This window comes from Oscillatoria nigro-viridis PCC 7112 (assembly GCF_000317475.1).
GTDB lineage: Bacteria > Cyanobacteriota > Cyanobacteriia > Cyanobacteriales > Microcoleaceae > Microcoleus > Microcoleus nigroviridis.
The window spans coordinates 1,022,832-1,037,616 of sequence record NC_019729.1; the positions used below are offsets into that span (position 1 = coordinate 1,022,832).

Genomic DNA, 14,785 nt, shown 5'->3' on the forward strand with positions numbered 1-14,785 from the left:
CCTCCCCATAACCCGCTTTGCATTTAGCAGCAAGAGGGTATTGAGCAGTAATAGAGCGGGATCGAATACCCGCTTCATTGCCAAAATCAGTAAGTATAACTATAGCCATTTTTCTTTGTGCACGCAGTGGCAATATAGAGATAGTTTTACTGAATATGTCTGCGCTCAAGTCTAGCCTTTTTCCGGAGATTGAGTGGATTTTATAATGATTCCTGGTAAGTAGATCTACTTTCTACATCTAAAGTATTAGCCCCAATCTCTGAGAGTCGCACATAAACCCTAGTTATGTGCGACTACTTGCTATTAAATTTAGCCAAAATCGGCGACATTAATTAGAGTGGAGGATACCCCATTGAGAGCGGCTAAAATTTCTCCGGTTGCTGACAAACGGATGAAAGTTGCACTGTTTTCTTGAGTAAAGGACAGTTGGGAGAAAGTAAGACCATTGCCTAGAGAAAGCAAATCTATTCCGTCTTCAAAATCCAAGATAAGATCGATACCAGAATTGGGAGAGAGCAAGAAGCGATCGTTGCCATCACCTCCTGTCAAACTATCATTTCCCAAACCGCCATTCAGCAAATCATCACCGTTACCTCCCAGCAGAATATCGTTGTCATCGTCGCCGTTCAAAATGTCAGCACCCCGGTTGCCAAACAAGACATCCTCACCGTTACCGCCAAGCAAAGTATCGTTAGCCTTGCCGCCGAAAAGAGTGTCATTCCCCACGCCAGAGTCCAGGGAATCATTGCCCCTCAGACCCAGCAAAACATTATTTGGACTGTCGCCAGTCAGGGTATCATCGCCATTTGTACCGAGAATGCGATTCGGAGAATTGCTGCCCAAATCTGCGTCGCCGGTGACAACAGGAGTTGCAATCCCAGCAGGTAATATCACAGCTTGAATTTTGGTATCTAAAGCAGCACCAGTATTCTCAGTAACTACCTGGGAAATTGTCTTAGTTCCCGCACCAACTTCTTTGAAGTCTTGAGTAGTTGGGCCCAAAGTTACTTGTTGGACGCGGGCTACTGATTCAGGAATTGATGTTCCTGTTGGGTTGGAGACAGCAGAATCAATGCGCTGATTTGCTGTTGCCATTACAGTCGCAGCTTGCGAGGTAATTGAGGTAACTTTTTGACTGTTGAAACTGGGGTCAATCTGCTGAATTTTCGCGGCACTTTGCTGAATGATTGGTTCTAAAGTGGCTGCGTTACTGAGGTTTAAAACCGTGCCCGATTGAATTTGACTCGTAATTGAACTGACAACAGCCTTGACAATTTCATTAGTAGCTGCACTGGAAGCACCGTCAATCAAAGCAGCAGTTTGAGTGATGACGTTTTGAACTTTTACCATTGCTGCCAAAGTTGCGACGCCGCCCGGTTCGGTGTCGTTGGTGGCCGCGATCGGATCGAAATCTGCGATCGCAACATCAGCGGGAATGGCAAGAGCAGATTTGACCAGAGATTCGGCCCGATCGCTCTCAATTCCCCGATCTACCAAGTCCACCATCAGAGTCGTTAACAGTGTGACCACAGTAGCGTCAGCAGGTGCAGTAACAGGCGTTTCTAAAGGCAAACCCGTAGCAGTATCAGTGCCGCCAAAAGCAACTAAATTGCCTTCATTTGAATCAATTTCCCCATTGGCGTTTTTGTCGAAAGTCTCGAAGGGGATATCGAGATTAAATGCACCGTTGCCGTCAGTATTAGTTGATGGTTCGCCAGCATCAAGAACACCATTTTTATTGGCATCCAAAAATACTTTGGCACCTGCAATGTAATTATCAATTACCCAGCGACCGTTAACTTTCGTTATCTTGAAGGTTTGAGAACTGCTAGCACCTGCAGGGTCGGTGGCGGTTAACTTAACCTTAAACGGTCTTACAAAACTCAATGGTTTTCCATTAATATTAAACACTGGTGGAGTGCCAGTAAATTTGATGGTGTTCTTGTTAGAGTCGAAAGAGAATCCCAGCCAGCTACTGTTGAAACTGCTGGTTAAAGGACTGCCATCCTCTCGAGTTAATTTGTAGGAGATTAAGTCGCCATCCGGATCGGTGTAGACATTTTGAATGTCTTGATTAAACTCCTTATAGTAATAGGCTAAATGAATCTTCTCTTGTGGCGGACGGTTCTGAACAACACCTCCTCCAGCAATAGCTTCACCCAAAGCCAGCACATCGACGCGCTTGAAATTAAGACCGGTATGCTTAACGTTGTCGTCTTCATCGTCGCCGTCGTTGATAGTGACACCGGTTTGTTTTAAAAGATTGCCAAACTCCTTTGGTGTCAGTTTGCGGCCTAATTCTTTCTGTGCTAACTGTTGGGCTAATGCTGCAATGCCGGCAATGTGGGCTGTAGCTTGACTGCTACCGTGATAGGTGTTTATGGGAGCGCCAGAGGCGGTTGTGGGATCGCCAGCTAGGCCAGCCCCGGTGATAGGTGCTCCTGGTGCAAAAACAGTGGTTAATTGCCCGTTACGCTGAGAAAAAGGAGCAATGCGATCGGCAGCAGTGGTATTTGCGGTTGCCGATCCAAAATAACTTGTATAAGGGTAAGGCTCAGGAACAATGTTGGAGTTATATACCGCGCTGACCGATAGCGAATTCGGATCGGCTGAAGGGTAGTTTACACCTGGAGGATTCTGGTACTGGAAGTAACGGTTGCCTGATGAAGAGACAACAATTATATTCTTCGCCGCCAATGCTGCCAGTTCATCTCCAATACCGTAGAGTGAAATAGGACTGGTAAAACTTTCACCGCTGCCGAATGCCATACAAACGCTGGCAATGTTGTAAGTATCTGCATTTTGCAATACCCACTGCAAGGCTTGTTCAACATACGGAAACTTATTAATTTCGTCTGAACTACCAGCAGGTATAGTATCCTTTCTGATTTTGAGGTCGATAATCTTAGCCCCTGGTGCCATCCCTGTATAGGTTGGGTCTTGGGAAGCAATAATGCTGGCAATGTTCGATCCGTGTCCGTCTTTGTCGCTAGCATCCGCGTCGCCGTCGGCAAAATCGTAGTTATAAACGATGCGATCGCTGATGCCGTTTGAGTCGCTGTCAGGGCCAAAGAATGGGTGGTTTAAGTTGATGCCAGTTTCTAATACCGCTACAGAGAAACCGCTGCCGTCAATACCGGAAAAACGCGGTGTGGCGCGGAATTTGTCCAGATCGATCAGTTTATTGGATACACTGGCAGTTTTAGTATTATAGGGGTCGTTGCCGGTGGGGATAGCGTCAAAACCACCAGAAAAGTCTGCTGGCAAGAAGTTATTAACGAAACTTGAAGCATTACTATTACCACCAACACCACTAAACAACACTGAGTCGAGGAAATTGCTATCAATCAGGGAAGTGGATAGATTGTTAGTGAGTAGATTGTTGTTGATGCCGCGCAAAATGCTGCTGCTAGGTGAATTTGACTGGGGATTTGTGACGGCAGGGCCTTCATATCCTGTAGTGGTGACACCTGCAAGACGAGGTACAGCCGACAAATTCAAATTGTATGGAGTCTGAGCGCTATTAACTGAAGAAACTCGAATGCTGTAAGTCCCGTGTTCCAAAATGCGGTTAATTAATTTTGAGCCAGCACCCGAACTTTGTGCAGTTGAGATGACATTTTGATTACTGTCAAGCAATTCCAGATTAATATCTCCCGTAAATCCGCTGACTGCCAAGTTGAAGTCATTGTCAGCACCGATCGTGAATTTGTAGTAATCTGGATCGTTACTACTGACTGAATCACTGTAGTTTCTGAGATCGGAACTTACATTGAGTACGCGGGCTGTACTTGCCGTGTTTCCAGCTAAGTCTTGTGCTGGGATATTGCTGTCATTATCGTTATTGGTGACAGCGATATCGGACGCATTTAATCCGTTAAATTTGTTATCCGTACTGACCGCTGGGTTAGTAACAATGGTGTAAGCTTTATCCCCGTCAATAGCAAAGTCATCAACACCTGTTACCGTTACTGTCTGCGGCTGATTCCAATTAGTAGAGTTGAATGTAAGCGATTGCGGGGAAACTGTTCCTTCTGCTGTATTGGAACTTGCTAAATCTATTTTCACATCGCCAGTAGGTGGGATGTTTAAGGTGTTGAGTTGAACATTAAATGTTGCTGTTTGGCCTGCTTCTGTGGTGATTAATCCACTTGTAGGATTAACGGTAATTCCAGCAGGTGTTGGGGTTGGTGTTGGGGTTGGTGTTGGGGTTGGTGTTGGAGGTGTTGGGGTTGGTGTTGGAGGTGTTGGAGGTGTTGGAGGTATTGGAGGTGTTGGAGTTGGAGGTGTTGGAGTTGGAGGTGTTGGAGTTGGAGGTGTTGGAGTTGGAGGTGTTGGAGGTGTTGGAGGTATTGGAGGTGTTGGAGGTGTTGGGGTTGGGGCAGTGTCGTTATCAGTAATGGCGACATTAACAGGGGAAATGGTGATGCTGTTATATTTAACATCGCTACTGGTAGAAGTATGCCCGATCGCCCCCGCATGATTTCCTTCTACAGCCGCATCATCTGTAGCCGTTACTGTGACGGGTTTGGCAACATTCCAGTTGGTAGCGTCGAAGGTAATTGCACCGATCGCATTTATTTGATTTCCCGCATCAAAACTGATAGTAACGGGTGCAGTTGGCTGCGAATTTAACTTGAGTGTATAACTGCTTGTGGCACCGCCTTCTGTAGCAGTTGTGCTCTCCGGTGAAATACTCACACCAGTCGTGTCGTTGTCAGCAATCGTGGCAGTCACGGGAGAAATCGTCAGGTTGTTATAATTAGTATCTGTACTGACAGACGTATGAGCGATCGTGCCGCTGCGGCTTCCTTGCGCTATGCTGTCATCGATCGCCGTAACAGTGACATTTTGCGCCACATTCCAATTATTCGGGGTGAAAGTCAGAGGTGCGATCGCATTAATTTGACTGCCCGTATCAAAATTAATCGTGACGTTTGCAGTAGGTGCGGTAGTCAGAAGTACGCCGTAGCTATCCGTTGCACCGCTTTCAGCAATAGCTGTCTCCCCTTCTGATTGCACAATAGAAACACCGGGACTATCGTTATCAGTAATCGATGCTGTCACATTGGGAATGGCTTTCGCATTATAATTGGCATCGGTACTCGTAACTGTGTGAGAAATCGTGCCGCTGTGGGTTCCTTGTGCTAAATTATCGTCGATCGCACTGACAGTGACAGTTTTCTCAACATTCCAATTAGTGCTGTCAAAAGTAATAGGTGTGGCGATCGGATTAAGTTGATCGCCAGTATTGAAACTGATAGTAACCGCTGCCTTCGGTTCCGAAGTTAGCTTGACTTTGTAACTGCCATTTGCACCGCCTTCTGTAGCAGTTATGTCCGTAGGTGCAATGCTGAAACCTGCCGTGTCGTTATCGGTAATGGCGACGCTAACAGCCGGAATTGTGATGCTGTTATAGTTAGTATCGGTACTGGTAGCAGTATGGGCGATCGCACCTGCATGATTTCCTTCAACTAAATTGTCATCAACTGCTTTCACCGCTACAGTTTGCTCGACATTCCAATTAGTAGCGGTAAAAGTAAGTGCGGTAATTGGTTGAATTTCACTGCCTGTAGCCAAGTTAATCGTAACAGGTGCTGTCGGTTGAGTATTTAATTTAACGCTATATTTTCCAGTTGCACCGCCTTCCGTCGCAGTCGTGTTAGCAGGAGTAATGGTAACGCCTGCGGTGTCGTTATCGGTAATATTAGCATTGACGGTATTGCCAGCAGTGCCATTGACGATAAAACTTGCAGTCGCCCCGTTATAATTGGCATCGGTACTGATAGCAGTATGGGCGATCGGGCCGCTGTGTGGTGAAGTTTCTGTTACTGCATCATCAACTGCACTTACTGTCACTGTTTGCGGTACAAACCAGTTAGTTGGAGTGAAAGTAATGCCAGCAATAGGTTGAATTTGAGTGTCGGTGTTAAGTGCGATCGCCACATTTGCAGTAGGCTGATTAGTGAGCACAACTGTATAAGTATCCGTCGTCCCGCTTTCTGCTACATTAGTGCTGCCGCCTGACTCAACAATCTTAACCTGCGGCCCGCCAGGAATTATTTTAGTAATAAAAGCATCAGCAACACCTCCCGCATTTGCGGCTTGCAAAGGAGTTGCTGTTGGGAAATTAGTAGAAGCAGTACCTCCCCCTACATAAACTGCACCAGAAGCATCCACCGCAATACCACTACCGAAGTCGTTACCGCTGCCACCGAGATAAGTAGAATCAACTAAGGCAGAACCCGATGAATTGATTTTCGTGACAAAAGCATCTTGCCCGCCGCCGCTGATACTTTGAATAGCATTCTTAGTCGGGAAATTAGTCGAAGTCGTATTTCCTGTCACATAAGCATTACCCGCACTGTCTACAGTAATGCGATCGCCATTCTCATCTCCGCTACCGCCCAAATAAGTTGAATAAGCCAAAGAGTTATTAGCACGTATCTTGAGGACAAAAGCGTCTTTAGCACCACCTGCATTAGCAGCTTGAATCGGAGTATTTATAATCTTAGGAGCTATAGGAACATCAGCAGATACAATAAAATCAATTGAAGAGGTATTTCCCACAATATAGGCATTTCCAGAACTATCTACAGCGATATCATTACCTTTATCTTCACCGCTGCCACCTAAATAAGTGGAATAAGTAAGTGCGCCATCAACGTTAAATCTACTGACAAAAGCTTCAACACCGCCTGTAAGTGTATCATTAGCTGAGTTCAGCGGGAAGTTAGTCGAATCCGTATTTCCGGTAGCCCAGACATTACCAGAATTGTCTAGTGCAATGGCTTTAGCATCATCGGTACCGCTACCGCCCAAGTAGGTAGAGTAAACTAAAGCACTGCCGGTGGGATTAACTTTAGCAAGAAACCCATCCAGTCCGCCTCCGTAATTAAACTGGGAAGCAGTGTCAGTGGTGGGGAAACCACCGTATGTCGGCCCGACAACATAAGCATTACCGCTACTGTCTACTTTAATGCCGTTGCCGAGGCTACTCCCGCTAGCGCCGAAAAAAGTACCACCATTGGCGATAGCGCTACCGCCTAAAAAAGTAGAATAAACTAACGAATTCCCTGCTGCATTGAGTTTAGTTACAGCAGCACTCGTAATATCTGCTGTAGGTTTAAAAGAACCGGCTGTAGTTGGATAACCCGGATTGACAGGCCCGGTTAAATAAGCATTTCCTTGACTGTCTACGGCAATGTCAAAACCTTCATCATTGTTAGGGCCGCCAATATATGTAGAGTAAACTAAGGCAGTTCCTTCGGGGTTAACTTTCGTAACCCAGATATCAGATTGACCCCCTGGTGTAGTTTGGAATGCACCAGGAGTAGTCGGAAAATTGTTAAAAGTAGTTCCAATAATGTAAGCCGCACCTGTGCTATCTACGGTGATGCGGTTGGCATTCTCATTGCCGCTGCCGCCTAGGTAAGTGGAGTAAGCTAAAACCGGGTCAATAACTAGGGGTTGAGAGGGGTCAAAATTTCCCAAACTAAAATTAACTTGACCGTTTCCTAATAAATTGTAAGCTGCGGGAACATTCACCCGCTGTCCGTTTATATCTTGATAAACTATCGGTGCGTTATCAATTAATTCGCCTAGCGGTGTTTCTAATATCAGCGCCCCGTCGTCACGCAACCGGATGTCGTTAACACCGCTATAGTTCATCTTAATTTGACTCGGATCGGCAAAAGGTGCAACTAAAAACTCGCTTTTAAGTTGTCCTTCTGTGCCTTTGAAAACGCGGTCAATTCCTTGATAGACGTTTTGATAAACAACACCGTTAAAAGTAGGCACATTAGTCTGCCATTGACTAGAATCTTCGCCTAACAGAAAGTTAGCAACTCCCGGCAATTGTTCCAGCCCGGAAATTGTGGGATTCGGGTTGCTGTTGGCTAAGCTGCTGCGGACAATTGAAGAATTTGTGGCTTGGTTTCCCGGTTCATTCGGTTGCTGGAAAGCGACGAAGGCGATTTCGTTTGGACTAAAAAAGATGCTGTGACCAGCACCTTTAACCTGGAATTTCACATTGGGGTCAGTTTGTCCAGCATTTGCAATAAAACTTAAGGGAATTTGACCGTAAGATGCCTGTTGATTTTGAGAGCTCATAGCTGGTACCCCTGGTTTATGTTATGCGACTAAGTATATACAAGTACGAGCTCTGCTTTATTGTAAATTCTTGCGGAAAACTTGTGAAAAATACAATTTTCTTGCGAAATTTTACCTAATTTTATGAATAATTGTAACAACGATGACGGGTTCGATCGGTAAGTGTGACAGTCTACGGGTTCGATGAGTAAGTGCGACAGTCCGCCAGAGGTTAAAAACCCCTGTCTCATAGCGAAAGTCCTCTCAAAGAAAACTGGTATTCATGATAATTTAATTGGATTTACCAGTCGGTTTCAACCGACTTTCGCTATGAGACGGGGAATTAATTCCCCGGCGGACTTGCGGGTGAATGCAAAAACTCAAGAATGCCCAAAATTTTGGGTAAGTGCGACAGTCCGCCAGGGGTTAAAAACCCCTGTCTCATAGCGAAAGTCCTCTCAAAGAGGACTGGTGTTGATGATAATTTAATTGGATTTGCCAGTCGGTTTCAACCGACTTTCGCTATGAGACGGGGAATTAATTCCCCGGCGGACTTGCGGGTGAATGCAAAAACTCAAGAATGCCAAAAACTTTGGGTAAGTCCGAGAGTCCGACAGTCCGCCAGGGGTTTTTAACCGCTGCCAGACTGCGGGTGTTACCTTTATTAAAGTTGATCGCGATATTTCTTAGGAGTTAAACCGACAATTTTACAGAAAGTCTTGCTAAAGTGACTTTGGTCGTGAAACCCGACTTGCTGCGAGATATAGATTATTGATAAATCTTGCCTTTTCAATAACTGTTTGGCTTTTTCAATCCGGCACTGAATCACGTACTGATGGGGCGTGACTCCAATTGACTGTTTAAACAAACGACCGAAATAATAAGGACTCATCTGCACTAAATTAGCAAGTTCAGTTAAGTGCAAATCTCTGTGTATGTACTCATTAATGTAATTAATAACTATTTGTAATTTCTGAGGATCGATCCCGCCTTCAACATCTCGCATCTTGGTTTTTTGTGCACAATAGCGGTGAAGTATGTGCATTGAAAGCGCGTTTTTCAGTGCATCGACATAAAGAGTACCGTTTAATCCACCTGATTCGAGTTCGGTTTTGAGGGCCCAGCCAATGCCGAAAATCAAAGGATCGCTGATTTTCCAGTGCGGTATAATTTCAATGAGGTTTGAATTGGTCGATTCGCCAACTGTTTTGTCGAAGTCGGTAGGGTCGATCGCGATCGCGACAAATTCAGGATCTTCGACTGCACCTGACTGGAAATCAGTACCAGCACCACCAATGAAAATCTCTCCTCTTTGCCACGGTTCGCTACCGTAGTGTTTGCCGTTGAGTATTCCGTTTACTGTAACTGAATTGAGTATCAGCCCAAGGTTGTGTTGTTGGAAACAGTGTTCGGGAGTTTCGTCGGCTGGCTGACGGTGATATTCGACGTGAATTCCCTCCCAGTTTGCCCCGTGACTCGACAGGATTGAGGGACTCGGGAGAATCGATTTCATCGCGTCTGTCTGGGCAAAATCAAGAATTAAGGCTTTCTCTGGGGACATAGCTTGCACCTGGGAGAGTTGCTATTATAAAGAACACCCTGAAAACCCCGCGACTTCAGTCCGGGGATGAAAGGGGTAAGGAGGCTTTAGCCTCCCAGTATTTTTCATGAGATTTCTGAATTGTATGTACTGTAAATTACAACTATAGCCTTTCTCAGATAGATGAGGTACAAGTTTAGATTTTAGATTTTAGATTGGGGGATTGGGGGATTGGGGGATTGAGGAATTGTTAATTAATTAGTAAATACCTCATCTTTATGAGAATCGCTATATGTAAATCTTTGTGAACAATGAGAACCGGGTTAAGCCAACGCTGCTAGCATAAACCTATCGTGATGAGGGTCGAAGTCATGCTAGTTTTCGAGTTGAAAGCATACGGTAAAAAGCAGCAATTTGAAGCTGTAGACGAAGCAATTAGAACGGTGCAGTTCATCCGCAACAAAGCATTGCGCTTTTGGATGGAAAACGAAAAAGTCAACAAATACGACTTGAATAAATACAGCGCCATTCTAGCGAAGGAATTCCCGTTTTGCGACGACTTAAACAGCATGGCCAGACAATCGAGTTCAGAAAGAGCGTGGTCGGCGATTTCACGATTCTACGACAACTGCAAAAAGAAAGTCCCAGGAAAAAAAGGGTTTCCGCAATTCCAGAAAGACAACCGCTCGGTAGAGTACAAAACTACGGGCTGGCGTCTGGCAGACGACCGGAAATCAATCACTTTTACCGATAAAAAAGGAATCGGCAAACTTAAATTAAAAGGAACCCGCGACTTGCATTTCTACCAGCGCAGTCAAATCAAACGAGTACGCTTGGTAAGGCGAGCAGACGGATATTATGTCCAGTTTTGCACTCAAGTTGACCGTTCTGAAAAGATTGAAATCACGGGTAACACCATCGGGTTAGATGTAGGACTTAAAGAGTTTTACACTGACTCAAATGGCGTTGCAGTTGATAACCCGCGTTTCCTCCGCAAGGGAGAACGCAGGTTGAAGAAAGCCCAAAAACGAGTTTCAAAACGAGTCAAGGGTTCGCAAAACAGAAAAAAAGCTAGAGCGATTCTAGGGAAGCGCCACCTCAAAATCAGCAGACAGCGTAAAGATTTTGCCGTGAAGTTGGCAAGATGCGTCATCCAGTCTAACGACTGTGTAGTCTACGAAGATTTGAGGATTAAAAATATGGTGAAGAATCACTCTCTAGCAAAATCGATTAACGACGCTTCTTGGTATATGTTCCGAATTTGGCTGGAATATTTTGGCAAAGTATTCGGAAGAATTACGATTGCTGTGCCAGCTAACGGAACAAGTCAAGAATGCTCTAGTTGCGGAACAATTGTTAAGAAAAGTCTCTCAACGCGAACCCACGCTTGTCGGTGTGGATGCGTATTAGATCGTGACTGGAACGCAGCTAAAAATATCCTGAGTCGGGGATTGAGTACGGCGGGGCACGTCGGAACTTGGATCTTAGATCCGAACGCTTGTGGAGAATTGACCGCTACCGATGTTGAAGTAATTCTGCATCGGCAAGTCGATTCTGCGAATCAAGAATCTCCTCGGCTTTAGCCAGGAGAGTGTCAATCTATAGGTCTGAAGTCCTTTCAGTTATACAAAATATATCCCGCACTTACCATACATATTCTCGGTCTGTTTGTCAAAATTTCGCAATAAAAATTAATGGAATTCGACCCTAGGGTGGTGGAGGGTCGATCGATCATCGGCACTTTTATACCAGCCGTTGCGCCTACAATTAATTACCGATAATTATTAATTTTTATAGCTATAAATATAAAATATAAAATCTAAAATCCCCAATCTAAAATCCCCAATTCTTCAATCTAAAATCTAAAATCTAAAATCTAAAATCAATTGACGCCCGCTAAAGTTTCCCACCAGTACAAAAGCACTTTACAGGAAACCCGCAGGCGTCAAAATCAAGCAAACTTAAATCTTAGAAAAGACCCAGTGTGAAAGATTTGTCGATCGGGAAAATAGCACCAATACCCAACCACAGAGTTACCGCAGTTCCGAACAGGAAAACAGTAGTAGCAACAGGGCGGCGGAACGGATTTTGGAACTTGTTAACGCTCTCGATGAACGGAATCAAAATCAAGCCCAGGGGAACACCGGCCATGCAAGCAATACCCAACAATTTGTTAGGCAAAACGCGCAGGATTTGGAACACAGGCCACAAATACCATTCCGGCAGAATTTCCAGCGGAGTAGCAAAAGGATTAGCAGGTTCGCCAACCAAAGCCGGGTCTAGCACGGCCAAACCCACGCACAGAGAAATCGTTCCCATGATGACTATAGGGAAAACGTAGAGCAAGTCATTAGGCCAAGCTGGTTCGCCGTAATAGTTATGACCCATGCCCTTAGCGAGCTTAGCGCGGAGCGCGGGATCGCTCAAATCTGGTTTTTTGATAATAGACATAGTGAGAGTGTTCTCCTTTTAGTTTTACCCGGGGCTGCCATTCCACTGTATTCGTTAGTTTGAATCAGCGGCGCGATCGCAGGAAGTATTAGCCGTAAATAAATATCATGAGTGATGAATTCTGAATTTTCAACTCACAATTCAGCGGGGGGGCAAAAAAATACCGCCCCCACAACTCAAAATTTACAACGGGCCAGAGATACCTTGCTTGCGAATCATCAAGAAGTGAGCCAGCATGAAGACTACAATCAGCCAAGGCAACACAAAAGTGTGCAAGCTGTAGTAGCGAGTCAAAGTGCCTTGACCGACGCTGACACCGCCGCGCAGCAGTTCTACCATCAAAGAACCGACAAACGGGATAGCTTCGGGGACGCCGGAAACGATTTTAACCGCCCAGTAACCGATTTGATCCCAAGGCAGTGAATAGCCGGTCACGCCGAAAGAAACAGTGATGACTGCCAAGATTACTCCTGTCACCCAGGTTAATTCGCGGGGCTTTTTGAAGCCGCCGGTCAGATAAACCCGGAAGATGTGCAAAATCATCATCAGCACCATCATGCTTGCAGACCAGCGGTGGATGGAGCGGATCAGCCAGCCGAAATTGACTTCAGTCATCAGGTATTGCACTGAAGAAAAAGCTTCTGCTACCGTGGGACGGTAATAGAAAGTCATGGCGAAGCCAGTGGCAAACTGAATCAGAAAGCAAACTAAAGTAATTCCGCCCAAGCAGTAGAAAATATTGACGTGCGGGGGTACATACTTTGTAGTGATGTCATCGGCGAGCGCCTGAATTTCCAGGCGTTCCTCAAACCACTGGTAGGTTTTTGAGTCGGTGATTTGTTTAGAAAACATGGAGCCAGAATTCCTAAAAGAATATTGCTGTGGTTGAGGTTCAGGGCAGCAGCCACAAGGTTTTTTGTCGCCCCGCGCCGAGCAGCTTGCTTTTACTAGCAAATGCCTGAGGCTATTTTTTAAATTTGGAGCTGACGAAAGGAAATCTCTTGTGCGATCGCCTGCAAGCTCTGGGAAACTAAGCGGTGGCTTGTCCCTACTCGCTGGCGTTGCCCGATCGAATTCCAGACTGTGATAAAAAATGTAACATAATTGCCGTGCAATTTTCACGCGCGCGATCGCTTTTTGGACACTTAAAAGGCTTTTTTCGGAATCTCAACATCCGCCCAAGCTACTATGCGGGGAGGGCTGAGCTGCAGAAAGCAGTCCGAGCCGGAAACCGGTTTGCCGGGAGATCCCAAATTTCATCTCGATCGTAAAACTTCACTTTCGGCCCCAAACGACCTCATTGTCGATCGAGTAGCCCGATCCGGTTCGATCGTACAATCGAATCTTGTTTTGCAGTCAGGACAGCAGTCCTTGCTAACAAAATCTGCTGGCTGCAACCTGCGTATTTCCGTAAAAAAAGCCGGTGATTGCCCCCGTCGGTAAGTTTTATCACAATTGAAAAGAAGCCAAACTTTCCACAAAAACTGGCAGCAGTGGCGAGAAAGGAGTGGGAAGCGGCGGTATCGGGAAGGGAATTTCCGGCAGAGACGGGAAGGATGGAAAATCTCGCGATGGCGGTGTAAACCCTGTCGAAACGATCGCGCAATCTGATAGATTCACATCAGTAATATTTTGAACATCGGCGATTAAATCCGATCCGACCAATATCCGAGTTCCCCGTCTCGTACCGTCATCATAAGATTCAAATCGGTAAGAGAAGAAGCGAGAACCGTCACGATCTTGTACGAAGCCAACAACTTGAATTTTGTCACCTTCGCCCCGGTTAAAATCCTCAATAACGGCATGGGCGGCGTCACCGCTATAGAAAAGGTAAGGGCGGGCATTTGACGAACCGAGAACAAATAAGTCGGCTCCATTTTGCCCGATTAAATAATCAATTTGTTCTACTGTTGAGGAAAATCCATAACCCGATATGATGTCATTACCCGGCCCGCCAATCAGGGTGTCGCTGCCTTGATTTCCCTCAAGCAAATCGTCTCCTGCATTGGCGTTGATGTAGTCATTATCTAAGTCACCTATTAGAGTGTCATTGCCACCTTCTCCAAACAGGCGATCGTTACCTTTGCCGCCCATTAGCAAGTCGTTGTTGCTGCCACCAAACAAGCGATCGTCTCCATCTCCTCCGATCGCCGTATCATTGCCTTGACCGCCGTTAAGACAGTCATTGCCAGCCCCTCCGAAGATACTGTCGTTATTGTCTTCTCCTCTGATTAAATCGGCGCCTTCGCCACCCTCAAGAAGATCGTTCCCGGCACCTCCTTCAAGTTTGTCATTGCCTTCGCCACCGCTGAGACTGTCGTTACCAAAGTAGCCCAAAAGGCGATCGCTACCGACTCCACCTGCGAGACTATCATTTCCTTCTCCGCCATCTAAAGTGTCATTGCCACCCAAACCAGATAGAGTATCGTTACCTCCAAGCCCGCACAGGGAATCATCGCCAATTTCACCTGCTAGCAAATTATCGAGATTGTCACCGCATATAACTACCATAAATTTGTCCTCATGAAAACTATTTCACAACAGTCAATCAATTTGAGATTTTGGATTGTTCCCGTCAACTCAATTTTTAATTTTGAATTGGGGATTTTGTAAGGATTTTGGTCCCGATTTCAAATCTGTTAGCATCGGAAGTATTCCTATTTTTCTTCTATTTATCTGCGTTAATTCGTGTATAGCCATTGT

The 14,785-nt window shown here is 45.6% G+C and carries 6 protein-coding genes; 1 reads left to right on the forward strand and 5 read right to left on the reverse strand.

All coding sequences use genetic code 11. The features are described 5' to 3' along the window. Positions 1-309 precede the first annotated feature (309 nt). Both OSC7112_RS39340 and OSC7112_RS04550 read right to left on the reverse strand, forming a co-directional pair. Positions 310-8,112, reverse strand: a complete 7,803-nt coding sequence (locus tag OSC7112_RS39340) for a DUF7948 domain-containing protein (protein ID WP_015174794.1) — start codon at positions 8,110-8,112, stop codon at positions 310-312. Between the two features lie 643 nt (positions 8,113-8,755). Then, positions 8,756-9,652 (reverse strand): helix-turn-helix domain-containing protein, encoded by an 897-nt coding sequence (locus OSC7112_RS04550; RefSeq protein WP_015174796.1) that lies wholly within the window; start codon positions 9,650-9,652, stop codon positions 8,756-8,758. Positions 9,653-10,002: 350 nt separating this feature from the next. Here OSC7112_RS04550 and OSC7112_RS04555 point away from each other — a divergent pair, with 350 nt between their 5' ends. Beyond that, complete coding sequence (locus OSC7112_RS04555; protein ID WP_015174797.1) at positions 10,003-11,214, forward strand: RNA-guided endonuclease InsQ/TnpB family protein; 1,212 nt, start codon at positions 10,003-10,005, stop codon at positions 11,212-11,214. Between the two features lie 385 nt (positions 11,215-11,599). On the opposite strand, the gene petD is transcribed toward OSC7112_RS04555, so the two are convergent. From petD to OSC7112_RS04575, 3 genes are all read right to left on the reverse strand, one after another. Then, positions 11,600-12,082 (reverse strand): cytochrome b6-f complex subunit IV, encoded by a 483-nt coding sequence (gene petD / locus OSC7112_RS04560; RefSeq protein WP_015174798.1) that lies wholly within the window; start codon positions 12,080-12,082, stop codon positions 11,600-11,602. Between the two features lie 183 nt (positions 12,083-12,265). Beyond that, positions 12,266-12,934, reverse strand: coding sequence for a cytochrome b6 (gene petB, locus OSC7112_RS04565; protein ID WP_015174799.1), 669 nt, complete (start codon positions 12,932-12,934; stop codon positions 12,266-12,268). Between the two features lie 597 nt (positions 12,935-13,531). Then, positions 13,532-14,593, reverse strand: a complete 1,062-nt coding sequence (locus OSC7112_RS04575; protein WP_015174800.1) for a calcium-binding protein — start codon at positions 14,591-14,593, stop codon at positions 13,532-13,534. Between the last annotated feature and the right edge of the window lie 192 nt (positions 14,594-14,785).